The sequence below is a fragment of the Mesorhizobium sp. WSM4845 genome (assembly GCF_055811455.1).
In genome coordinates this window covers 292,258-314,045 of sequence record NZ_JBVVQA010000004.1, presented here as the reverse complement: position 1 = coordinate 314,045, position 21,788 = coordinate 292,258, and the positions used below count along the sequence as shown (strand labels likewise).

The 21,788-nt window shown below is 64.5% G+C and carries 19 protein-coding genes; 11 read left to right on the top strand and 8 right to left on the bottom strand.

Annotated features, from left to right (window positions below; genetic code table 11):
- The first annotated feature begins 32 nt into the window (after positions 1–32).
- Positions 33–1,487 carry a xylulokinase gene (gene xylB / locus AC0L2C_RS07485; protein WP_473523069.1) on the top strand — a complete coding sequence of 485 codons (1,455 nt, stop codon included), beginning with the start codon at positions 33–35 and terminating at the stop codon, positions 1,485–1,487.
- A gap of 29 nt (positions 1,488–1,516) precedes the next feature.
- Here the strand turns inward: xylB and AC0L2C_RS07480 are convergent, their stop codons facing one another.
- Positions 1,517–1,879: a nuclear transport factor 2 family protein gene (locus AC0L2C_RS07480; RefSeq protein WP_473523068.1), complete on the bottom strand. Its 363-nt coding sequence runs from the start codon at positions 1,877–1,879 to the stop codon at positions 1,517–1,519.
- A 113-nt stretch (positions 1,880–1,992) separates the two neighbouring features.
- Here AC0L2C_RS07480 and xylA point away from each other — a divergent pair, with 113 nt between their 5' ends.
- The gene (gene xylA / locus AC0L2C_RS07475; RefSeq protein ID WP_473523067.1) at positions 1,993–3,318 is read left to right on the top strand and encodes a xylose isomerase; all 1,326 of its coding nucleotides are present in this window, start codon (positions 1,993–1,995) and stop codon (positions 3,316–3,318) included.
- A 185-nt stretch (positions 3,319–3,503) separates the two neighbouring features.
- On the top strand, positions 3,504–3,710 hold the full coding sequence (locus AC0L2C_RS07470; protein WP_023796867.1) for a hypothetical protein: 207 nt from the start codon (positions 3,504–3,506) through the stop codon (positions 3,708–3,710).
- A 6-nt stretch (positions 3,711–3,716) separates the two neighbouring features.
- On the opposite strand, the gene AC0L2C_RS07465 is transcribed toward AC0L2C_RS07470, so the two are convergent.
- Positions 3,717–4,697: a GlxA family transcriptional regulator gene (locus AC0L2C_RS07465; protein ID WP_473523066.1), complete on the bottom strand. Its 981-nt coding sequence runs from the start codon at positions 4,695–4,697 to the stop codon at positions 3,717–3,719.
- 111 nt (positions 4,698–4,808) lie between these two features.
- Here AC0L2C_RS07465 and bcoG point away from each other — a divergent pair, with 111 nt between their 5' ends.
- The 7 genes from bcoG to AC0L2C_RS07430 all read left to right on the top strand — a co-directional run bounded on the left by bcoG (position 4,809) and on the right by AC0L2C_RS07430 (position 12,632).
- Positions 4,809–5,720, top strand: coding sequence for a 3-dehydrocarnitine:acetyl-CoA trimethylamine transferase BcoG (gene bcoG, locus AC0L2C_RS07460; RefSeq protein WP_023796869.1), 912 nt, complete (start codon positions 4,809–4,811; stop codon positions 5,718–5,720).
- Positions 5,721–5,748: 28 nt separating this feature from the next.
- Positions 5,749–6,378: an HD domain-containing protein gene (locus AC0L2C_RS07455; RefSeq protein WP_473523065.1), complete on the top strand. Its 630-nt coding sequence runs from the start codon at positions 5,749–5,751 to the stop codon at positions 6,376–6,378.
- A complete protein-coding gene (locus AC0L2C_RS07450; RefSeq protein WP_091592618.1) occupies positions 6,375–7,448 on the top strand; it encodes a carnitine 3-dehydrogenase in 1,074 nt (357 codons plus the stop codon). Before AC0L2C_RS07455 ends, AC0L2C_RS07450 begins: the two co-directional genes overlap by 4 nt.
- A 4-nt stretch (positions 7,449–7,452) precedes the next feature.
- Positions 7,453–8,616, top strand: coding sequence for an acyl-CoA dehydrogenase family protein (locus AC0L2C_RS07445; protein ID WP_128170375.1), 1,164 nt, complete (start codon positions 7,453–7,455; stop codon positions 8,614–8,616).
- Between the two features lie 3 nt (positions 8,617–8,619).
- Entirely contained in the window at positions 8,620–10,689 is a 2,070-nt protein-coding gene (locus AC0L2C_RS07440) for an acetate--CoA ligase family protein (RefSeq protein WP_473523064.1), read from the top strand.
- Position 10,690: 1 nt separating this feature from the next.
- A complete protein-coding gene (locus tag AC0L2C_RS07435) occupies positions 10,691–11,473 on the top strand; it encodes a carnitinyl-CoA dehydratase (RefSeq protein WP_473523063.1) in 783 nt (260 codons plus the stop codon).
- Between the two features lie 217 nt (positions 11,474–11,690).
- Entirely contained in the window at positions 11,691–12,632 is a 942-nt protein-coding gene (locus AC0L2C_RS07430; protein ID WP_473523062.1) for an alpha/beta hydrolase, read from the top strand.
- 5 nt (positions 12,633–12,637) lie between these two features.
- Here AC0L2C_RS07430 and AC0L2C_RS07425 read toward each other — a convergent pair whose 3' ends face one another.
- From AC0L2C_RS07425 to AC0L2C_RS07415, 3 genes are all read right to left on the bottom strand, one after another.
- On the bottom strand, positions 12,638–14,296 hold the full coding sequence (locus AC0L2C_RS07425; RefSeq protein ID WP_473523061.1) for an FAD-binding dehydrogenase: 1,659 nt from the start codon (positions 14,294–14,296) through the stop codon (positions 12,638–12,640).
- Between the two features lie 39 nt (positions 14,297–14,335).
- Positions 14,336–15,322 carry a Gfo/Idh/MocA family protein gene (locus AC0L2C_RS07420; protein ID WP_473523060.1) on the bottom strand — a complete coding sequence of 329 codons (987 nt, stop codon included), beginning with the start codon at positions 15,320–15,322 and terminating at the stop codon, positions 14,336–14,338.
- Between the two features lie 209 nt (positions 15,323–15,531).
- Positions 15,532–16,452, bottom strand: a complete 921-nt coding sequence (locus AC0L2C_RS07415; RefSeq protein WP_473523059.1) for a LysR family transcriptional regulator — start codon at positions 16,450–16,452, stop codon at positions 15,532–15,534.
- A gap of 96 nt (positions 16,453–16,548) precedes the next feature.
- Here AC0L2C_RS07415 and AC0L2C_RS07410 point away from each other — a divergent pair, with 96 nt between their 5' ends.
- Positions 16,549–17,544, top strand: a complete 996-nt coding sequence (locus AC0L2C_RS07410) for an aldo/keto reductase (RefSeq protein WP_473523058.1) — start codon at positions 16,549–16,551, stop codon at positions 17,542–17,544.
- Positions 17,545–17,856: 312 nt separating this feature from the next.
- Here the strand turns inward: AC0L2C_RS07410 and pheT are convergent, their stop codons facing one another.
- Genes pheT through pheS form a run of 3 tightly spaced genes read right to left on the bottom strand, consistent with a single transcriptional unit; the run spans position 17,857 to position 21,766 of the window.
- A complete protein-coding gene (gene pheT, locus AC0L2C_RS07405; RefSeq protein ID WP_473523057.1) occupies positions 17,857–20,265 on the bottom strand; it encodes a phenylalanine--tRNA ligase subunit beta in 2,409 nt (802 codons plus the stop codon).
- A complete protein-coding gene (locus AC0L2C_RS07400; protein WP_027152017.1) occupies positions 20,262–20,684 on the bottom strand; it encodes a GFA family protein in 423 nt (140 codons plus the stop codon). Before AC0L2C_RS07400 ends, pheT begins: the two co-directional genes overlap by 4 nt.
- The gene (gene pheS / locus AC0L2C_RS07395; protein WP_287070983.1) at positions 20,681–21,766 is read right to left on the bottom strand and encodes a phenylalanine--tRNA ligase subunit alpha; all 1,086 of its coding nucleotides are present in this window, start codon (positions 21,764–21,766) and stop codon (positions 20,681–20,683) included. Before pheS ends, AC0L2C_RS07400 begins: the two co-directional genes overlap by 4 nt.
- Positions 21,767–21,788 lie beyond the last annotated feature (22 nt).

Genomic DNA, 21,788 nt, shown 5'->3' with positions numbered 1-21,788 from the left:
TCCGAAAAAATTAATGGCAATGGGAGGACACCATGTATCTCGGCCTCGATCTGGGCACGTCGGGCGTCAAGGCGCTGTTGATCGATGCCGGGCAGAGCATCGTCGGCTCCGGCCACGCGTCACTCGACGTGTCGCGGCCGCACCCCGGCTGGTCGGAGCAGAACCCCGCCGAGTGGATCCGCGCCTGCGAGGAAGCGATCGCCGAGCTCAAGGTTTCTCATCCAGAACAGCTCGCCGCCGTGAAGGGCATCGGCCTCTCCGGCCAGATGCATGGCGCTACATTGCTCGATGCCGGCGACCAGATGCTGCGCCCCTGCATCCTGTGGAACGACACGCGCAGCCATGCCGAGGCCGCCAAGCTCGACGCCGACCCGCGCTTTCGCAAGCTGACCGGCAACATCGTGTTTCCCGGTTTCACCGCGCCAAAGCTGGTCTGGGTGAGAAACAACGAGCCGGATATTTTCGCCAAACTGGCAAAGGTCTTGCTGCCAAAGGATTTCCTGCGGCTCTGGCTCACCGGCGAGCATATTTCGGAGATGTCGGACTCGGCCGGCACGTCCTGGCTCGATGTCGGCAAGCGAGGCTGGTCATCCGACTTGCTTTTCGCCACTTCGCTCGATGAGAAGCAGATGCCGTCACTGGTCGAAGGCACTGAGAAGGCCGGCGCGTTGCGCAGCGAACTGGCCTCGAAATGGGGGATGCAGGCGGGCATCCCGATCGCCGGTGGCGCCGGCGACAATGCGGCGTCGGCCTGCGGCATGGGCACGGTCGCCGCCGGCCAGGCCTTTGTCTCGCTTGGCACGTCAGGCGTGCTGTTTGCCGCCAATGCGTCCTATCTGCCCAACCCGGAAAGCGCGGTGCACACATTCTGCCACGCGTTGCCCGACACCTGGCACCAGATGGGCGTCATCCTGTCGGCAACCGATTCGCTCAACTGGCTGTCCGAGATTTCAGGCAAAGGCGCCGGCGAGCTGACCGCCGAGCTCGGCGATACGCTGAAGGCGCCGACCGGCGTGTCCTTCCTGCCCTATCTCTCGGGCGAGCGCACCCCGCACAATGATGCGGCCATTCGCGGCTCGTTTACCGGGCTTGCGCATGAATCGAGCCGCGCCGTGTTGACCCAGGCCGTGCTGGAGGGCGTGGCTTTCGCCTTCCGCGACAGTCTCGAAGCCCTGGCCAAAGCCGGCACGACGCTGACGCGGGTGACGGCGATCGGCGGCGGCTCGCGCTCGCACTACTGGCTAAAGGCAATCGCCACCGCGCTCGGCCTGCCCGTCGACATTCCCGCCGACGGCGATTTCGGCGCCGCCTTCGGTGCAGCGAGGCTTGGCCTGATCGCGGCGACGGGCGCCGATCCGCTCAGAGTGTGCACGGCGCCGGCCACCGATGCCACAATCGAGCCGGTCGCCGCGCTAAGCAACGCCTATGCGGATGCCTATCAGCGCTACCGCTTGCTTTACCCGGCTATCAAGGCGGCCACGGCGTGAGTGGTTTCCCATCCCCGCCGTGGCCCGAGTCACTGTGCCGGGACCTTGTCGAGAAAGCCGGTGACGCTTTTCAGGCGGCCATTCTCGATGACGCCGATGTCGGTGCCTTCGATGACGGAATCGGTGCCTTCCGGCCCGGGATTCCACGAGAAGCGGATCGTGTCGCCAAACCCGTCCGGCTTGCCCTTCAGCGAGAACCGGAAGCCGGCAAAACGTTTTTGGACACCATCGATCAGTGCGGCGAGGCCATTGTGGCCGTCTCCCTGCACGATCGGATCGCGGTAGCTGACGTCTTCGGTGAAGGCCGCCTTGAGCAAGGCTTGCCGGCGCGCGGCATCGCTCTCGTTCCAGGCGGCGATGTAGTTTTCGGCGATCGTATTGAGGTCGGTCATGGTCTGTCTCCGTTGTTGATTGGCTTTGACATGACCTTTTTCATCCAGCGCCAGCGCGAAACCAATTACGCCTGAGGTAATCAGGACCGAACCCTGCGAGAGGACAGACAGACATGACCAGCGGCTTTTTCGGCGACATCCAGAAGATCAAATACGAGGGGCCGGATTCGACCAATCCACTGGCCTACCGGTTCTACAATCCCGATGAAATTATCGCCGGCAAGCGACTGGAAGACCATTTGCGGTTTGCCGTCGCCTACTGGCATTCCTTCGCCTGGCCGGGCGGCGATCCGTTCGGCGGCCAGACCTTCGAGCGGCCGTGGTTCGCCGAAGCCGGTGGCACCGACACGATGGAACTGGCCAAGCTCAAGGCCGATGTCGCCTTCGACATGTTTTCGCTGCTGGGTGTTCCCTATTTCTGCTTCCACGATGCCGATGTGCGGCCGGAGGGAAAAGACTTTTCTGAAAGTGCCGCTCGGCTCGACGAGATATCAGACTATTTTGCGGCGAAGATGAAGCAGACCGGGGTCAAGCTGCTTTGGGGCACGGCCAACCTGTTCTCCAACCGCCGCTTCATGGCGGGCGCCGCCACCAATCCCGACCCGGACGTGTTTGCCTATGCGGCAGCGACGGTGAAGCACTGCATCGACGTCACCAAGCGGCTGAAGGGCGAGAATTATGTGCTGTGGGGCGGCCGCGAGGGCTATGAGACGCTGCTCAACACCGACCTTGCCCGCGAACAGGAACAGGCCGGCCGCTTCCTCAACCTGGTCGTAGACTACAAGCACCGGATCGGCTTCAAGGGCACCATCCTGATCGAGCCGAAGCCGCAGGAACCGACCAAGCACCAGTACGACTATGACGTCGCCACCGTCTACGGCTTCCTGAAACGCTTCGGGCTGGAGAAGGAGGTCAAGCTCAACATCGAGCAGGGCCATGCGATCCTGGCGGGCCATTCCTTCGAGCATGAACTGGCGCTGGCCAATGCGCTCGGCATCTTCGGCTCGATCGACATGAACCGCAACGACTACCAGTCGGGCTGGGACACCGACCAGTTCCCCAACAATGTGCCGGAGATGGCATTGGCCTATTATCAGGTCCTGCAGGCCGGTGGCTTCAAGACCGGCGGCACCAATTTCGACGCCAAGCTTCGGCGACAGTCGCTCGATCCGCAGGATCTGCTGATTGGCCATATCGGCGGCATGGATTGCTGCGCACGCGGCCTCAAGGCCGCTGCTAAAATGGTGGAGGACAAGGCGCTGTCGGCCCCGCTGGCCGAGCGCTATGCCGGCTGGAATTCGGCCGAGGCCAAGGCGATGCTTGCCGGCAAGCGCACGCTGGAGGAGATCACCGAGCGCGTCGTCAAGAAGAGGATCGAGCCGCAGCCGAGATCCGGCCGCCAGGAACTGCTTGAGAATATCGTCAACCGGTACGTCTGAGGTGCCGCACCGGCGGGTCTGTTGACCGACCCGCCGGCCCGGAACAGCTTTGCGCGAGGGCGGAACCGACGACAAGGTTTTGCCTCGCACCGCCCCTCAATCGCCTCGCTCTTGCCTTCAAACAGCCGTCACGAATCTCGTATATGTGGTTCGTGGCGGGAACAGAAAAAAGGAGGCGAACCGATATGCAGCACGAACGCGAAATCGACGCCCTGCTCTCATCTGGCGAGGGATCGATCATCGACCGGCTGATGGCGCTGCCGCATCCGAAGGATGGCGCGCGCGGTGCAAACGAATGGGACCGCGCGGTCGCCAGCCGCTTCGAGACCCACCTTGCGAGACAGATGCGCTCGCAGATCGACGGCAAAAGCGACCGCCAGGACGCTGCCTGATCCCGACTATCTCCTGCGCAGCCTGACCGGCGCTTCGCCGAAAGCTCTTGAGAACGCCCTGGAAAATGCCGCGGCGGACGAGAACCCCGCTCGCCCGGCAATATCGGCCATGGCCACGCGCGTGTCGACCACCAGCCGGCGCGCTGCACCCAGCCGCAGCCTGAGATAATAGGCGCCCGGCGTCTCGCCGATCGACTTGCGAAAGATGCTTTCCAGCGTACGTGCCGTCACCCCGGCACGCTTTGCCACCGCGGCGATGGTCAAGGGCTGGTCGACGTGGGTTTCCATCAGCCGGATGGCTTGCGCAAGCCGCGGATCGTAGCCGTCGAGGCGGCCGAGCGAGACCAAAGGCTGCGCGTCGGTCGCGGCGCGTGCCTGGTCGTAGATGAAGACGCTTGCCACATCGAGCGCGACCGCCATGCCGAGCCGCGTGCGGATCAGATGCAGCATCAGGTCGAAGGTTGGCGAAGCGCCACCGGAGGTGAAGACCGGCCCGTCGATGACATAGCGGTCGGGGCGAACGTCGACCTCGGGAAAGGCCGAGGAGAAATCCTCCATGTCCTCCCAATGGGTGGTGGCGCTGCGCCCTTCCAGCAGACCGGCGCGGGCGACCAGCCAGGTACCGGCTTCGACGCCGCCACAGGCGCGTGCGGCGCGCCCCGCTCGGCGCAGGCCGGCAAGCAGGGCCGACGTGGCATAGTTCTGCGTGCCGAAACCGGCGACGACGACAAGCACATCCGTCGTATCCGCCGCATCGAAGCGGCCGCTGACCGCAACCGGCAGGCCGCATGTGGTGACCGGCGCTTCGCCGGTCACCGAAACCAGCCTGAAATCGAACAGCGTCTCGCCGGCAATACGGTTGGCGGCGCGCAGCGGATCGACGGCCGAGGCCACACACATGATCGACGACCCGGAAAACACCAGCAGCGTCACCTTGAGCGGCAACCGTTCGGCGCGAAAGATCGACGACTTTTCGTTTTTCATCATACGCACTTCGTAAAATGCAAAACAGTTTCCGGCAAGTCAGGCATTGTTGCCATCTGTTCGATTGGGCCCATGTTTGATCGGGACCATCTGTGCTGATTGGGAGAAAAGTCGATGCCGCTTGCGATGAACCGTGAGGTCTTCATTACCTGTGCCATAACCGGGTCCGGCAGCTCGCAAGACCGCAGCCCGCATGTGCCGCGCTCGCCCAAGCAGATCGCCGATTCGGCCATCGACGCGGCAAAGGCGGGTGCGGCGATCGTCCACTGCCATGTGCGCGACCCCGAAACCGGCAGGCCGCGCCGCGACGTGCAGCTTTATCGCGAAGTGACCGAGCGCATCCGTGCGGCAGACGTCGACGTGGTGCTGAACCTGACCGCCGGCATGGGCGGCGACATGGTGTTCGGCTCGCCAGAAAACCCGCTGCCGCTGAACGAGAAAGCCACCGATATGGGCGGCGCCACCAACCGCGTGGAACATGTGCGCCAGTGCCTGCCGGAGATATGCACGCTCGACTGCGGCACCATGAATTTCGCCGAGGCCGACTATGTCATGACCAACACGCCAGGCATGCTGCGCGCCATGGGCGGCATGATGACGGCGCTTGGCGTCAAGCCGGAGATCGAGGCCTTCGACACCGGCCATCTGTGGTTTGCCAAGCAATTGGTCGAGGAAAAGGTGCTGGACCCGGATGCTCTCGTGCAATTGTGCATGGGCGTGCCATGGGGCGCGCCGGACGATCTCAACACTTTTATGGCGATGGTCAACAATGTGCCGTCGGGTTGGACCTGGTCGGCGTTCTCCATCGGCCGCAACCAGATGGCCTATGCCGCCGCTGCGGTGCTGGCGGGCGGCAATGTCCGCGTCGGACTCGAGGACAATCTCTGGCTCGACAAGGGCGTGCTGGCGACCAATGCGCAGCTGGTCGAGCGGGCGGTCAGCATCGTGTCGAACATGGGCGCAAGGGTCATCGGCCCCGATGAAGTGCGCAAGAAGCTCAATTTGACAAAGCGCGCGCCGCTTTGAACAAGCAGTCGGTAGGGAGGAGCCGCCGATGAAGACCGTGAAATTCACCGCAATGAAGGATGGCGACCGTGACGATTACGCGTTCCTCACCGAGCACGAGATCGACTATGCGGCGAAGACCGGCGAACGGCTGCTTGACGCGCTTGTCCAACTCGACGAAGGCCTGTCCGGCTACAAGATCACCCGGCTCGGCCATTCGCTGCAGGCGGCGACGCGCGCATGGCGCGACGGCGCCGACACCGACTGGATCGTCTGCGCCCTGCTGCACGACATCGGCGACGTCTACGCACCGTACAATCACGACGAATATGCAGCTTCGGTCCTAAAACCTTTCGTGCGCGAGCAGTGCACCTGGGTTGTGGAAAAGCACGGCGACTTCCAGCGCCTCTATTACGCCCACCATCTCGGCGGCAATCCGCATGCGCGCGACCGTTTCGCCGGCCACCTTTATTTCGACGATTGCGACCAGTTCTGTGAGCGCTGGGACCAGTCGAGCTTCGACCCCGATTGCGAGACGTTGCCGATCGACTTCTTCCGGCCCTTCGTGCTCGAGGTGTTTGCGCGCAGGGCCTATGACCCCACCGTGATCCGCGCCGGCGAGCGCGTGCCTCTCATCGACCTGGAAAAAGCCAGGACAAGAACCGGAGCCTCCGCATGAGCATCATCACCAAGGCAGCTGCAATCGGCGGCGGCGTCATCGGCGCCGGCTGGGTGGCGCGACTGCTCTTGAACGGCATCGACGTGTCGATTTTCGATCCCGACCCCGAAGCCGCGCGCAAGGTCGGCGAAGTGATGAAAGGCGCGCGCCGCGCCTACAAGCAGATGCTGCCCGACGGCCTGCCAAAAGAAGGCAAATTGACCTTTGCCAAGACCATTGCCGACGCCGTCGCCGATGCCGATTTCATCCAGGAAAGCGTGCCGGAACGGCTCGACCTGAAACACCGCGTGCTGGCCGAGATCGACCTCTATGCGCCGGCCAATGCCATCGTCGGCTCCTCGACCTCCGGCATCAAGCCGACCGACATGCAGGTGGCGATGAAGAAGCATCCGGAACGGCTGGTCGTCGGCCATCCATTCAACCCGGTCTATTTGCTTCCGCTGGTCGAGATCGTCGGCGGCGAGCAGACCTTTCCCGAGGCGATCGAGGTCGCCAAGGAGATGTACGCCTCGATCGGCATGAAACCAGTGGTGATCCGCAAGGAGATCGAGGCGTTCGTCGGCGACCGCCTGCTGGAGGCGGCATGGCGCGAGGCGCTGTGGCTGATCAAGGACGGCATCTGCACGGTCGAGGAACTCGACGACATCATGCGCTATGGCTTCGGCCTGCGCTGGGCGCAGATGGGCATGTTCCAGGTCTACCGCGTCGCCGGCGGCGAGGCCGGCATGCGCCATTTCATGGCGCAGTTCGGGCCGTGCCTGAAATGGCCGTGGACCAAGCTGATGGATGTGCCGGAGTTCAACGACGAACTGGTCGACCTGATCGCCACGCAGTCGGACGATCAGGCGGATGGCCTGTCGATCCGCGAGCTCGAAAAGATCCGCGACGACAATCTGGTCGCCATCATGGATGCGCTGTCGAAGCAGAACAAAGGCAAGGGCTGGGGCGCCGGCGCCTTGCACAAGGACTATACCAAGCAGCTCGCCAAGCTTGCGGCGAAGAAGCCCACCGCCTCCAAGGCGGCCGAGAAGGCCAAGGCCGAAAAGCCGAAGAAAAAGAAGAAAGGCTGAGACCATGGATTTTGGCCTCTCCGAGGAACAGAAACTGATCGTCGAGACGACGCGCGCCTTCGTCGAGAACGAGCTTTACCCGCATGAGCGCGAGGTGGAGCGCACCGGCGTGCTGCGCCGCGAGCTGATCGATGAGATCAAGGCCAAGGCGATCGAAGCCGGGCTCTATGCCGCCAACATGCCTGCGGAGGTCGGTGGCGCCGGCCTCGATACGGTGACCTGGCTGCTTTACGAGAAGGAGCTCGGCCGCGCCAATTACGCACTGCACTGGACCTGCGTGGCGCGGCCATCCAACATCCTCTTGGCCGGCACGCCGGAGCAGCGCGAAAAGTATCTCTATCCCTGCATTCGCGGCGAGAAGTGGGATTGCCTGGCGATGACCGAGCCGGGTGCCGGCTCCGATCTGCGCGGCATGAAGGCAACCGCGGTGCAGGACGGCGACGACTGGGTGCTGAACGGCACCAAGCATTTCATCAGCCATGCCGACCTCGCCGATTTCGCCATCGTCTTCATGGCTTCGGGCGAAGAGGAGACGCCGCGTGGAAAACGCAAGAAGATCACGGCCTTCTTCGTCGACAAGGGCACCAAGGGTTTTACGGTGCGTGACGGCTACCGCAACGTCTCGCATCGCGGTTACACCAACGCCATCCTCGAATTCGACGATTGCCGGCTGCCCGGAGCCCAGGTTCTGGGCGAGGTCCACAAGGGTTTCGACGTCGCCAATTCATGGCTTGGTGCAACCCGCCTGCAGGTCGGCGCGACCTGTCTCGGCCGGGCCGAGCGGGCGCTTGGCCATGCCATCGAATACGCCGCGCAGCGCCAGCAGTTCGGCCAGCAGATCGGCAAGTTCCAGGGCGTTTCATTCAAGCTTGCCGATATGGCGACCGAACTGAAAGCGGCCGACCTGATGGTGTTCGAAGCCGGCTGGAAGTACGATCAGGGCACCGTCACCGATCAGGACATGGCCATGGCCAAGCTGAAGGCCACCGAAATGCTTGCCTTCGTCGCCGACGAGGCGATCCAGATCCATGGCGGCATGGGGCTGATGGATGATCTGCCGCTGGAGCGCATCTGGCGCGACGCCCGCGTCGAGCGCATCTGGGAAGGCACGTCGGAAATCCAGCGCCACATCATTTCACGGGCGCTGCTGCGCCCGTTCGGGGGCTGATAAATGCACAAACTTGAGCGCCTCTTGCGCCCGCGAACGATCGCCGTGTTCGGCGGCGCGCAGGCCGCCGCCGTCGTCGCGCAGTCGATCAAGATGGGCTTTGCCGGCGAGATCTGGCCGGTGCACCCGACCAAGGATGAAGTCGCCGGCCGAAAGGCCTACCGCTCGGTGGCCGACCTGCCCGGCGCGCCCGACGCCGCCTTTGTCGGCGTCAACCGGCATTTGACCATCGAGGTGGTCAAGGCGCTGGCCGAACGCGGCGCAGGCGGCGCCGTCTGCTTTGCCGCCGGTTTTCTCGAGACCGAGGCTTATGACGAGCATGGCGAGCGATTGCAGGCGGAACTGGTCGCTGCGGCGGGCCAGATGCCGGTCATCGGGCCGAACTGCTACGGCCTGATCAATTATGCCGATGGCGCGCTTTTATGGCCCGACCAGCATGGCGGCATCAGGCTGGCCGAGGGTGGCCGCGGGGTCGCCATCATCACCCAGTCGTCGAACATCGCCATCAACATGACGATGCAGAAGCGCGGCCTGCCGATCGCCTTTCTGATGACCGCCGGCAACCAGGCACAGACCGGCCTTTCGGAAATGGCGCTCGGCCTGATCGAGGACGATCGGGTCACTTCGCTCGGCCTGCATATCGAGGCGTTCGATTCGGTAGCCGGCTTCGAAAGGCTGGCCGCGCGGGCGCGAGAGCTGAAGAAACCGATCATCGCCATGAAGGTTGGCCGCTCCGAGCAGGCGCGGCAAGCAACGGTGTCGCATACCGCGTCGCTGGCCGGCTCGGACGCTGCCTCGGGCGCCTTCCTGAAGCGGCTCGGCATCGCCCGCGTCGATTCCATCCCTGCCTTCATCGAGGCGCTCAAGCTGCTGCACGTCACCGGCCCCCTGCCCGGCTACCGGCTGTCGTCGATGAGCTGTTCGGGCGGCGAGGCGTCTGTCATGGCCGACAGCGCCGAAGGCCGCTGGGTCAATTTCCCGGCGCTGACCGACACCCACCGCGCCCACGTCAAATCGACGCTCGGGCCGCTGGTTGCGGTGGCCAATCCGCTCGACTACCACACCTTCATCTGGAACAACGAGCCGGCGATGACCGCCACCTTCACCGCCATGGTGTCGGGCGGCTTCGACCTCAACATGCTGGTGCTCGATTTCCCGCGCCCCGACCGCTGCTCCGACACCGACTGGTGGACGACGCTGCGCGCCTTCGAAACGGCGCTGAAGACCAACAAGGCACAGGGCGCGATCGTCTCCTCGCTGCCGGAGAACCTGCCCGAGGAATACACCGCCGGGCTGATGGGACGCGGCATGGTGCCGTTGTTCGGCATTTCCGAAGCCATGGACGCCGCCCAGGCGGCCGCCTTCATTGGCTGGGCCTGGCGCGAGCCGCAGGCGCAGCCGATCGACACCTCCGCTTCCGGGGCGCCGGCCGGCGACCATGTCACGCCTGATGAGGCCGAGGCGAAAGCGCGGCTGATCGAGGCCGGGCTCCCCGTGCCGAGCGGTGAACGCGCCGGCAATGCGGTCGAGGCGGTCATCTCCTCGATGGCGCTCGGTTTTCCGGTTGCGCTGAAGGCTTTGGGCGTCACCCACAAATCCGAGCTTGACGCGGTTCGGCTCAACCTCAGGGACGCCGAATCCGTCAGCACGGCCGCCCATGATCTCGATGCGCTCGGCACCGGCCTCTATGTCGAGCGCATGGTGCGCGACGGCGTCGCCGAACTGCTCGTCGGCTTCACCCGTGACCCGATGTTCGGCGCGGTGATGACGCTGGGCACCGGCGGCGTGCTGGTCGAGCTGCTGCGCGACAGCGTCACGCTGATGCTGCCGGCGACCCGCGACGACATCGAGGCGGCATTGCGCGGGCTCAAATTGTTCCCGCTGCTCGAAGGCTATCGCGGCCGGCCCAAGGCCGATCTCGCGGCGGCCATCGAGGCGATATCAGGCATCGCCGCCTTCGTGCAGAAAAATGCCGGCGAGATCGAGGAGCTCGACATCAACCCGCTGATCGTCTGCGCGCAAGGCAAAGGCGCCTGGATCGCCGACGCGCTGCTGGTGCTTGGAGAAAACTAGAATGTCTGACGTCATCACCACCCGCCGCGAGGGCACGATCCTCGAAATCACGCTCGATCGGCCCAAGGCCAACGCTATCGACCTCAACACCTCGCGGCTGATGGGCGAGACCTTCAAGGCGTTCCGCGACGATCCGGATCTGCGGGTCGCCATCGTCAAGACTGCCGGCGACAAGTTCTTCTGCGCCGGCTGGGACCTGAAAGCCGCGGCCGGCGGCGATGCTGTCGACGGCGACTATGGAGTCGGCGGGTTCGGCGGACTGCAGGAACTGCGCGATCTCAACAAGCCGGTCATCGCCTGCGTCAACGGCATGGCGGTCGGCGGCGGCTTCGAGCTGGCGCTGTCCTGCGACCTCATCTACGCGTCGGATCACTCCTCCTTTGCGCTGCCGGAAATTCGCGCCGGCACGCTGGCCGATGCAGCGACGATCAAGCTGCCGAAGCGCATTCCCTATCATGTCGCCATGGACCTTTTGTTCACCGGCCGCTGGATGGATGTCGCCGAAGCGCATCGCTGGGGTCTGGTCAACGAGGTTCTGCCCAAGGAGAAGCTCGAGGATCGCGTCTGGGAGATCGCACGACTGCTCGCCGGCGGTCCGCCGCTGGTCTTTGCCGCGATCAAGGAGACGGCGCGGATCGCCGAAGCACTCACCTTCCAGGACGCGATGAACCGGGTGACGCGCCGCCAATTGGCGACGGTTGACGCACTGTACGGCTCGGAGGACAATCTCGAGGGTTTTCGCGCCTTTGCCGAAAAGCGCGACCCGGTGTGGAAGGGGAAGTGAAGGTATTGTTGAAATGACGGCGCCCACCCCCCTCTGGCCTGCCGGCCATCTCCCCCTCAAGGGGGGAGATTGGCAGCTTCGGCCTTGCAGCCCATCTTGCAACGTTGGAGATTGGCGAAAACCGAAGCGACATCCGATCTCCCCCCTTGAGGGGGGAGATGCCCGGCAGGGCAGAGGGGGGTGCCCAGGCGCTGTCGTCAGATCGCGTTCAGCGTCCATGACCGACTACAAAAAGCTCATCGACGCCGAGACCTGGGCCTTCATCGAGCGGACCAATTCCTATTTTCCGCCTGATGCGATCGACTACACGATCGATCAGCAGCGCGACATCTACGACCGCATGTGCCGTGAATTCTCTGCCGGCCACCCAGACAACGTTACGGCGGAGACCACCGCCATTGCCACGCCTTCGCATCCCATCCCGATCCGCATCTACCGCACACCCGCGCCGGAAGCGGCGGCGATGGTGCTTTATTTCCATGGCGGCGGTTATATCCTCGGCGGGCTCGACAGCCATGACGACCTCTGCGCCGAGCTTTGCAGCCGCACCGGCTATGAGCTGGTTTCGGTCGATTACCGGCTGGCGCCGGAACATCTGCATCCGGCCGGCTTCGACGATGCCATCAGCGCCTTCGAATGGGCGGCGACGACCTACAGGCGCCCGATCCTGCTTTGCGGCGACAGCGCCGGCGGCAATCTTGCCGCCGCGGTCAGCCATGCGACGCGCGGCCATGCACGAAGGCCGATCGGCCAGGTGCTGATCTATCCCGGCCTTGGCGGCGACCGCTCGCAAGGCTCTTACGTGACCCATGCCGAGGCGCCGATGCTGACGGTCCGCGACCTCGATTTCTACACGAATATCAGGACCGGTGGCGAAGACCGCACCGGCGATCTCACGCTGTCGCCGCTGGCCGATGCCGATTTTGCCAATCTGCCGCCGACTGTGCTGATCACCGCCCAATGCGACCCGCTGTCGTCAGACGGCGAGGCCTATCGCGACCGCCTCGTCGCGGAGGAGGGTCACGCCTACTGGTTCGAAGAGCCGGGGCTGGTGCATGGCTATCTCAGAGGCCGGCACATGGTCGATCGTGCGCGCTCGAGCTTTACCCGGATCGTTGACGCGGTATCGGCTCTGGGACGCGGCGAATGGATCTGGTGAGGATTCTACCCCACTGCCCGCGACGCCGCCCGGCCGGCGCTGCGGCCTGAAAAAATGCAGCCGCCAAGAAACGTCCCTTCCAGCGCCGCATAGCCATGCATGCCGCCGCCGCCGAAACCGGCGGCTTCGCCGACCGCGTACAATCCCTCGACCGGCTGGCCATCGGTACCCAGGACACGGCTGTCGAGATCGGTCTGCAAGCCTCCCAGCGTCTTGCGGGTCAGGATGTTGAGCCTGACCGCGATCAGCGGCCCATTGGCAGGGTCGAGCATCTTGTGCGGCTTGGCCGTGCGGATCAGCCGGTCGCCGAGATAGGCTCGGGCGCCGCGCAAGGCGGTGATCTGCATATCCTTGGAGAACGGATTGTCGAGCTGCCTGTCACGGGCGCGGATTTCGTGCTCGACCTGTGCCAGTTCGAGCAGCGGCTCGCCGCCGACAAGCGCGTTCATGCGGGCGACCAGCGCCGGCAAACCAGGCTCGACGATGAAATCCTCGCCCTTCTCCATGAACGCCTTTACCGGACCGGGAACGCCCGATGTGGCGCGGCCAAGCACCTGGCGCCAGCTTTTTCCGGTGAGGTCGGGATTCTGCTCGGAGCCCGACAGTGCGAACTCCTTCTGGATGATCTTTTTGGTCAGGATGAACCAGGAATAATCGAAGCCGGTGCTCATGATGTGGCTGAGCGTGCCCAGCGTGTCGAAGCCGGGATAGAGCGGCACCGGCAGTCGTTTGCCGCGGGCGTCGAGCCACAGCGACGACGGGCCGGGCAGGATGCGGATTGCATGGTCGGTCCAGAGCGGCGCCCAGTTCCTGATGCCTTCGACGTAGTGCCACATGCGGTCGCGGTTGATGATGCTGCCGCCGGCCTGTTCGGTGATCGCCAGCATGCGGCCGTCGACATGGTCGGGAACGCCAGAGATCATGCACCTGGGCGGCGTGCCGAGCCGCTGCGGCCAGTTTTTGCGGACAAGCTCGGGATTGCCGCCGATGCCGCCGGAGGCGACGATGACCGCTTGCGCCTTGAACTCGAAGTCGCCGGCGATATCGCGCGAACTCCTGCGGCCGCGCTCGACATCGCTCGGCTCAAGCATGTCGCCGCGCACGCCATTCACGACGGCGCCTGTCCGCGTCAGTTCGTTGATCCGGTGGCGGAATTTGAAGCGGATCAGCCCGCTATTCTCGGCCTCGCGCACGCGCCGTACGAACGGGTCGAGCACGCCCGGCCCGGTGCCCCAGGTGACGTGAAAGCGCGGCACCGAATTGCCGTGGCCGACGGCGTTGCCGCCGCCGCGCTCGGCCCAGCCGACGATTGGGAAGAACTTCATGCCGCGCTGCGTCAGCCAGGAGCGCTTCTCGCCGGCGGCGAAGCCGACATAGGCCTCGGCCCAGCGGCGCGGCCAAAAATCTTCCGCACGGTCGAAGGCGGCGGTGCCAAGCCAGTCCTCGAGCGCCAGATCATGCGAATCGCGGATGCGCATGCGCCGCTGCTCGGGCGAATCGACGAGGAAGATGCCGCCAAGCGACCAGAACGCCTGGCCGCCGAGCGACTGTTCAGGCTCCTGGTCGACGATGATGGTCTTCTTGCCGGCCTCGGCCAGCTCGGCCGCCGCGACGAGCCCGGCAAGGCCGGCGCCGACAATGATCACATCCGCATCGTCAGCCACTTTCTCCTCCCCCGGCTCTCCTCCCCCGCTTGACGATTGTCAGACCGTCTCCCAGCCTTCCTTCTCGCCGGCGCGGAAGATGGCGTCGATGACCTTCTGGTTGAGCACGGACTCTTCCAGCGTGAAGACGCGGTCGGTGCCGCCCTGTGCCGCCCGCGCGAAGGCCTCGACCTCCAGCCGGTATTGCTGCATGCCGGGGAAGCGGAACACTTGCGCCTCGCTGTGGTTCTGGTTGTGCAGCTCGATGCGATGGTGGTCGTAGATGCCGGCGTTGAACGGCGAAAGCACCTCGATGAAGCCCTTCTCGCCGTGGAACACCATCACCTGCCGGGCCGCCATCTGCGTCGACAGATAGAACGACAATTCGAAATCACCGAAATCGGCGCGGATCGAGGAGTAGATGTCGGTGCCGAATGTCTTGTCGCGCTCGATCGTCGCCTGGACGCGCAGCGGCTCCTTGCCCGTCGAAAAGCGCGTCGACACCGTCGGGTAGACGCCGATGTCGGGCAGCGCGCCGCCACCGAGGTCGAGCTGGTTGCGCATGTTCTTGGGATCGACATTGTAGTAGGAGAACGCGCCCTGGACATGGCGCAGCGGGCCGATGGCGCCGTTGGCGATCAGCTCGCGCACCTTGACCCATTGCGGGTGGTAGACGACCATGAAGGCTTCGCAGACCAGCACGTTTTTGGCGTCGCGCAGCTTGATCAGCGGCGGAATGTCCCTGGCGTCGAGCGCCAGCGGCTTTTCGACCAGAACATGCTTGCCGGCCTCGATCGCCTTGGCGGTCCATTCGACATGCTGGGCGGTCGGCAGCGGGATGTAGACGCCGTCGACATCCCTGGATGCGAGCAGCTCGTCATAGGAGCCGAAGGCATGGGGGGCGCCGAACCGATCGGCCAGGGCACGGGCTTTCGACAGGTCGCGGCTGGCGATCGCCGACAGCACGCCGTTCTCCGCCTCGACCATTGCAGGCAAAAGATGCTCGCGGCCGATCTTGGCCGTCGACAAAACACCCCATCGGAACATCAGGCTTCTCCCTCTTCAAATTGCAGGCGTGGAGGTTTGCCTGAAATCGGCAAAAAAGCCAATGCGAAGCATGGCAGCGAGCAAGGCGATCGTCTGCGGCTTGTTCGGATGCCGGCGCTGCCCTCCGCAGAGCTTGGGTTCCTCGTCTCCGCAAAGGGGGGGCGAGGAAACCAGGTCCTGCAAAGGCTATCCCCTTCTACCTGTATGTGTCATGTCGAAGCCGACGACGTTCCTACAAGCCGGCTTTCTATCTTGAAGAAATCGACAAAGGCTCGCAGCGCCGGCCGCATCTGGCGGCGGCTCGGGTAGTAGGCGAAGAAACCGTCGAAGGGCGGGCACCAGTCTTCCAGCACGCGAATGAGCCGGCCGGTGGCCAACGCCTCGCGGACATAGTCCTCGAACAGGAAGGCAAGCCCAGCGCCGTCGGCCGCCGCATTGGCGATCAGATGGTCTTCGTCGAGGATCAGCGGCCCTTGCACCGCCAGCTCGATCTCCTCGCCGTCCTTCTCGAATTCCCAGCGGTAGAGGATGCCGCTGGAGAAACGGAAGCGGATGCAACGGTGACCGACGAGATCGTGTGGATGGCGCGGCCTGGGCATGGTTGCGAAGTAGGATGGCGCGCCGACGACGGCGCCGCGAAGGTTTGGACCGATGCGCACAGCGATCATGTCGCGCTGCAGGCTCTCGCCGAGCCGGACGCCGGCGTCGAAGCCGCCTTCGACCACATCAGTGAAGCGGTCTTCGATGACGATCTCCAGCACGATGTCGGGATAGGCCGATGCAAAGGCACCGAGCCGCGGCGTCAGCGCCAGGTGGGCGGCGGTGCGTGGCACGGTCAACCGGAGATTGCCAGCCGGCCGGTCGCGCGCCTCGACCGCCGATTCCAGCGCCAGATCGATTTCTGACAGCGCCGGCCTCAGCCGCTCGAGCAGCTGTGCGCCTTCCTCGGTCGGGGCGACGCTGCGCGTGCTGCGCGCCAGGAGCCGCACGCCAAGACGCGCTTCCAGGCTGGAAACCGCGTGGCTGACTGCGGAGGGCGCTATGCCGAGATCCTTGGCCGCACCGCGAAAGCTGCCGCACTGGGCGACGGTTGCCAGCACCGCAAGTTGCGAGAGATGTGTTCGATTCATTGATCTATCTTTTAGAACAGCCCGTGCGAGTAAGCGCCGATTATCGAACGCAGTGCAAGGCGCTATCTCTGCCGCATCACAACAAGGAGACGCGTGATGCAAACCCGCAAGCTTGGAAATGAACTTGACGTCTATCCGGTCGGCCTCGGCTGCATGGGGATGAGCTTCGGCTATGGCGGCCAGCCGGAGGTGGACGCGATCGCCACACTGCGCCGCGCCGTCGATATCGGCGTCAATTTCTTCGACACGGCCGAGGTCTATGGCCCGTACGAGAATGAGATCCTGCTCGGCAAGGCGCTGAAGCCGGTGCGTGGCCAGGTGACGATCGCGACGAAATTCGGCTTCAGGATTCTTGAAGAAGGTAACGGCGTCGAGCGCATGGCGGGTGTCGACAGCCGCCCCGAACACGTCAAGGCGGTGGCCGAAGCGTCATTGAAGCGGCTGGGCACCGAGGTGATCGACCTGTACTACCAGCATCGCGTCGATCCCAATGTGCCGATCGAGGATACGGTCGGCGCCATGGCCGAGCTGGTGCGCGAGGGCAAGGTGCGCGCGCTCGGTCTGTCGGAGGCGAGCGCGGCGACCATTCGCCGGGCGCATGCGGTGCATCCGATATCAGCAGTGCAGAGCGAATATTCGCTGTGGAGCCGCGATCCGGAGGAAGAGGTGTTCGCCGTCTGCCGCGAACTCGGCATCGGCTTTGTCCCCTACAGCCCGCTCGGCCGCGGCCTGCTGACCGGAACGATCGCCAAGCCAGAGGTGCTCGGTGCCGATGACTGGCGGCGTGGACTACCGCGCTTCCAGGCCGACGCCATGGCCGCCAATGCGGCCGTTGTCGCGACGCTGGAGACAATGGCGGCGGACAAGGGCGTGACGCCGGCGCAGCTGGCGCTCGCCTGGGTGCTGCATCAGGGCGATTTCATCGTGCCGATTCCCGGTGCGCGAAAAATCCGCCATCTCGAGCAGAATGCGGCAGCAGCACAGATTGCGCTGAGCCAGGCGGAAGTGGCGGCCATTGGCGAGGCCCTGTCGCCGGAGAAGGTCGTCGGCAAGCGCTACACCGAAGAAATGCTGGCGCTGGTCAATGGATGATCGGTGATCTACGGAGCAATCGAAACGGGGCGTTTCGATGCGCCTTTTTCGAGCCCCGCGCAACAATTGCGAGACGTGGGCGCGAGACACCCCCCTCTGTCCTGCCGGACATCTCCCCCTCAAGTGGGGAGATTGGATCTCTCCCACTTTCGCCAACTGCCAGCGCCGTAAGATGGCGGGACGGCGAAACAGCCATTCTCACCCCTGTCGGAGGAGATGTCCGACAGGACAGAGGGGGCGCTGTCCGGCCAACTTCTGCGGAGAATACTCGGCTCACCACGGCACGACAGTGAACGCCATGTGCCCGCAGCGTCAGGCTCTGAGCACGCCACCGGTCTGCTTATGCACATTCTCGACGATGCGCTTGGCCAGCGCCTCGAAATCCTCGTCGGTCAGCGTCCTTTCGACCGGCTGGATCGACACTTCAATGGCGATCGATTTCTTGGCTGCGCCGAGTGACGCCCCTTCGAAAACATCGAAGACCGAGACGTTGGTGATCAGCTTCCTGTCGGCGGCAAGGGCTGCGCGGGTCAGCGTGCCGGCTTCGACCGCCTTGTCGACGACGAAGGCGAAATCGCGCTTGACCGCCTGGAAGGCGGACAGTTCCAGTCTCGGTTTTGTCCGCGTCGGCTTGGCCTTCGGCTCCGGCACGGCATCGATGAAAACCTCGAAGCCGCAGAGCGGCCCGGAGACGTCAAGTTCCTCCAGCGTCTTCGGGTGGAACTCGCCGAACGTGCCCAAAATGACCTTCGGCCCGAGCTTGATCGTGCCGGAGCGGCCGGGATGATACCAGGCCGGGCCGCCGGCCTCGATCTGCAGCCGCTCGACCGGCGCGCCGCAGGCCTCGAGTGCTGCGATCGCGTCGGCCTTGGCGTCGAATACGCCGACCGGAGCGGCATTGCCGGCCCAGTGGCGGCCGGAGCCTTCGAGCCTGGCCGTGCCGCGCCGCACGCCGGCGGCGACGCGCCGCTGCTGGTCGGCCGCATCGCCCTCATAGGTGCCGGACACTTCGAACAGCGCGACATCGCCGATGCCCTTGTCGGCATTGCGCTGCGCGGCGGCGATCAGGCCCGGCAGCAGCGACGGCCGCATGTCGGACATGTCGGCAGCGATCGGGTTTGCGAGCTTCAGTGCGGTCTGGCCGCCGCCGAACAGTTCGGCATGTTTTGCCGGAATGAACGACCAGGTGACCGCCTCCATCATGCCGCGCACCGCCAGTGCCCGCTTGGCGGCGCGGGTGCGGACCTGCAGGACAGTCAGGATCTTGGCGTTGACGGCATCGTGCGCGCCGAGCGGCTGCGGCGCGATGTTGTTGACGCCATGGATGCGCATGACCTCCTCGACCAGATCGGCCTTGCCGTCGACATCCGGCCGCCAGGACGGCACCGCCACATCGACGACATCGGCCGCGCCTTCCGGCTTGAAGCCGAGGCGCGAAAGAATGGCGAGGCTCTCCTCCATGGGCACCTCTGTGCCGGTCAGCCGCCTCACTTCCGACAGCGGGAAAGAAACGATCTTCGGCGCGTGACCGGCATAGCCGACGACTTCGGTTTCAGTCGGCGTGCCGCCGCAGAAGTCCAGCACCAGCTTGGTCGCCAGTTCCACGCCGGGCACCATGAATTCCGGGTCGACGCCGCGCTCGAAGCGGTAGCGCGCATCGCTGATGATGCCGAGCGTCCTGCCGGTGCGGGCCGTGGTGATCGGATCCCAAAGCGCCGATTCGATCAGCACGTCGGTGGTGTTCTCGTCGCAGCCGGAATGCTCGCCGCCCATGATGCCGGCGATCGATTCGACGCCGTCCTGGTCTGCTATCACGCACATGTCAGGCGTCAGCGTGTGTTCGCGGCCGTCAAGCGCCAGCACCTTTTCACCGTCACGCGCCCGGCGCACGGTAAGGTTGCCGGCGACCTTGTTCGCGTCGAACACATGCAAGGGCCGGCCGCGATCGAAGGTGACGAAATTGGTGATGTCGACCAGCGCGCTGATCGGCCTCAGCCCAATGGCGATCAGCCGCTGCTGCAGCCATTTCGGCGACGGACCGTTGTTCACGCCTTTCACCAATCTCAGGGCGAAGCCGGGGCAGAGCTCAGGGGCTTCGATCGTCACCTTCACCGGGCACATGCCGCTGCCGGCATGCGGCATGATCGCGCCGCCGACGAGGCGGCCGAGCCCGCTCGCCGCCAGATCGCGGGCAATGCCGTAGACGCTGGTCGCGTCCGGACGGTTCGGCGTCAAATTGATCTCTATGACCGGATCGTCGAGATGCGCATAGGCGGCGAAGCTGGTGCCGACCGGCGCATCGGCCGGCAGATCGATGATGCCGTCATGCTCTTCGGAAAGCTCGAGCTCGCGCTCGGAGCACATCATGCCATGGCTTTCGACACCCCTGATCTTGCCGACCGTCAGCGTCACGTCGATGCCCGGAATATAGGTGCCGGGTGCTGCAAAGGCGCCGATCAGGCCCGCGCGGGCGTTCGGCGCTCCACACACAACCTGCACGGGTGCCTTGCCGTCGCCGGTATCGACCGTCAGCACGCGCAACCGATCGGCATCGGGGTGCTGCACCGCCGCCAGCACCTTGGCGATGACGAAGGGTTTTAGGCTCGATCTGTCGTCGACATGCTCGACTTCGAGGCCGATCGAGGTCAGCCGCTCGACGAGCTCGTTGAGCGAGGCGTCGGTCTCGAGGTGGTCCTTGAGCCAGGATAGGGTGAATTTCATGACTGTGTTCCGTCTGGTCTGGGCACGCTGGTCTTCAGATGTCTCGGCAAGTCATCCGGCATGTGCACGAAGGGAAGCTGCTCGCGCACATGGGCGTGGTGCGTCGGCTTGAAATAGGCCGGCATGTCCATGGCGCCGAGCATGAAATAGATGTGGTCGGCCAGCCGCTCATCGACATAGGCGATCGGCGAGCCGCAGATGCCGCAAAAGGAGCGCGTCACCGGCCCGTTCTCGAACATCTTCAGCGCCTTGCCCGTGAAGGCGACCTGCTCGGTGATGAAGCCGACGAAGGCCGATACCGGCGCGCCGCTGGCCCGCCGGCAATCGCCGCAATGGCAATAGCTGACATGGTGCGGTTCGGCCGAAGCCTCGAACCGCACGGCGCCGCAGCGGCAGCCGCCGGTGTGGGCCGCTGTCATGTGCTCAAGCCTGCGAACAGCGTCGGCATGTCGAGCGGCCGGAAGCCGTAATGCGACAGCCAGCGCACATCGGCGTCGAAGAAGGCGCGCAGGTCCGGCATGCCGTATTTCAGCATGGCGATGCGATCGATGCCCATGCCCCAGGCAAAGCCCTGATATTCGTCGGGATCGAGCCCGCCATATCTCAGCACATTGGGGTGGACCATGCCGCAGCCGAGGATCTCCATCCAGTCGGAGCCTTCGCCAAAGCGCACCTCGCCCGGCCGCGAACGGTCGCACTGGATGTCGACCTCCATGCTGGGTTCGGTGAACGGGAAGAAGCTCGGCCGGAAGCGCATCTTGACCTGGCGTACCTCAAAGAAGGCCTTGCAGAACTCCTCCAGCACCCATTTCATGTTGGCGACGTTGGCTGATCTGTCGATCACCAGCCCTTCGACCTGATGGAACATCGGCGAGTGCGTGGCATCGGAATCCTGGCGGTAGGTTTTTCCGGGAATGACGATGCGGATCGGCGGCTTCTGCACCTCCATGGTGCGGATCTGCACCGGCGAGGTGTGGGTGCGCAAAAGCTTGCGCTCGCCCTTCTCGTCCGGCTGGAAAAAGAAGGTGTCATGCATCTCGCGCGCCGGATGGCCTTCCGGGAAATTCAGCGCGGTGAAATTGTAGTAATCGGTCTCGATATCGGGACCTTCGGCGATGGCAAAGCCGAGGTCGCCGAAGATCGCGGCAATCTCGTCGCTGACCTGGCTGATCGGATGGATGCGGCCGCGCTCGGCCGGCGATTGCCGCACCGGCAGCGTGACGTCGACCTTTTCCGCCGCGAGCCGTGCCGCGATCGCTGCGTCCTTGAGTTCGGCGCGGCGCGCGGTAAGCGCCTCGGTGATGCGGTTCTTGAGACCGTTGATCGCCGGGCCTTTTATCTGGCGCTCTTCTGCGCTCATCGAGCCGAGCGTCTTCAGCATTTCGGAGACCGAGCCCTTCTTGCCGAGCGCTGAAACACGCACGGCTTCGATCGCCTGCTCGTCGGCGGCCGACGCAATGTCGCTCATCAGGGAATTTTCGAGAGTTTCCATGTCACTCATGTTTCAGACTCGATTGAAGGCA

Coding starts and splice junctions, on each gene's coding strand:
- xylB (WP_473523069.1), top strand. CDS start 33: ATGTATCTCGGCCTCGATCTGGGCACGTCGGGCGTCAAGGCGCTGTTG.
- AC0L2C_RS07480 (WP_473523068.1), bottom strand. CDS start 1,879: ATGACCGACCTCAATACGATCGCCGAAAACTACATCGCCGCCTGGAAC.
- xylA (WP_473523067.1), top strand. CDS start 1,993: ATGACCAGCGGCTTTTTCGGCGACATCCAGAAGATCAAATACGAGGGG.
- AC0L2C_RS07470 (WP_023796867.1), top strand. CDS start 3,504: ATGCAGCACGAACGCGAAATCGACGCCCTGCTCTCATCTGGCGAGGGA.
- AC0L2C_RS07465 (WP_473523066.1), bottom strand. CDS start 4,697: ATGATGAAAAACGAAAAGTCGTCGATCTTTCGCGCCGAACGGTTGCCG.
- bcoG (WP_023796869.1), top strand. CDS start 4,809: ATGCCGCTTGCGATGAACCGTGAGGTCTTCATTACCTGTGCCATAACC.
- AC0L2C_RS07455 (WP_473523065.1), top strand. CDS start 5,749: ATGAAGACCGTGAAATTCACCGCAATGAAGGATGGCGACCGTGACGAT.
- AC0L2C_RS07450 (WP_091592618.1), top strand. CDS start 6,375: ATGAGCATCATCACCAAGGCAGCTGCAATCGGCGGCGGCGTCATCGGC.
- AC0L2C_RS07445 (WP_128170375.1), top strand. CDS start 7,453: ATGGATTTTGGCCTCTCCGAGGAACAGAAACTGATCGTCGAGACGACG.
- AC0L2C_RS07440 (WP_473523064.1), top strand. CDS start 8,620: ATGCACAAACTTGAGCGCCTCTTGCGCCCGCGAACGATCGCCGTGTTC.
- AC0L2C_RS07435 (WP_473523063.1), top strand. CDS start 10,691: ATGTCTGACGTCATCACCACCCGCCGCGAGGGCACGATCCTCGAAATC.
- AC0L2C_RS07430 (WP_473523062.1), top strand. CDS start 11,691: ATGACCGACTACAAAAAGCTCATCGACGCCGAGACCTGGGCCTTCATC.
- AC0L2C_RS07420 (WP_473523060.1), bottom strand. CDS start 15,322: ATGTTCCGATGGGGTGTTTTGTCGACGGCCAAGATCGGCCGCGAGCAT.
- AC0L2C_RS07415 (WP_473523059.1), bottom strand. CDS start 16,452: ATGAATCGAACACATCTCTCGCAACTTGCGGTGCTGGCAACCGTCGCC.
- AC0L2C_RS07410 (WP_473523058.1), top strand. CDS start 16,549: ATGCAAACCCGCAAGCTTGGAAATGAACTTGACGTCTATCCGGTCGGC.
- pheT (WP_473523057.1), bottom strand. CDS start 20,265: ATGAAATTCACCCTATCCTGGCTCAAGGACCACCTCGAGACCGACGCC.
- AC0L2C_RS07400 (WP_027152017.1), bottom strand. CDS start 20,684: ATGACAGCGGCCCACACCGGCGGCTGCCGCTGCGGCGCCGTGCGGTTC.
- pheS (WP_287070983.1), bottom strand. CDS start 21,766: ATGAGTGACATGGAAACTCTCGAAAATTCCCTGATGAGCGACATTGCG.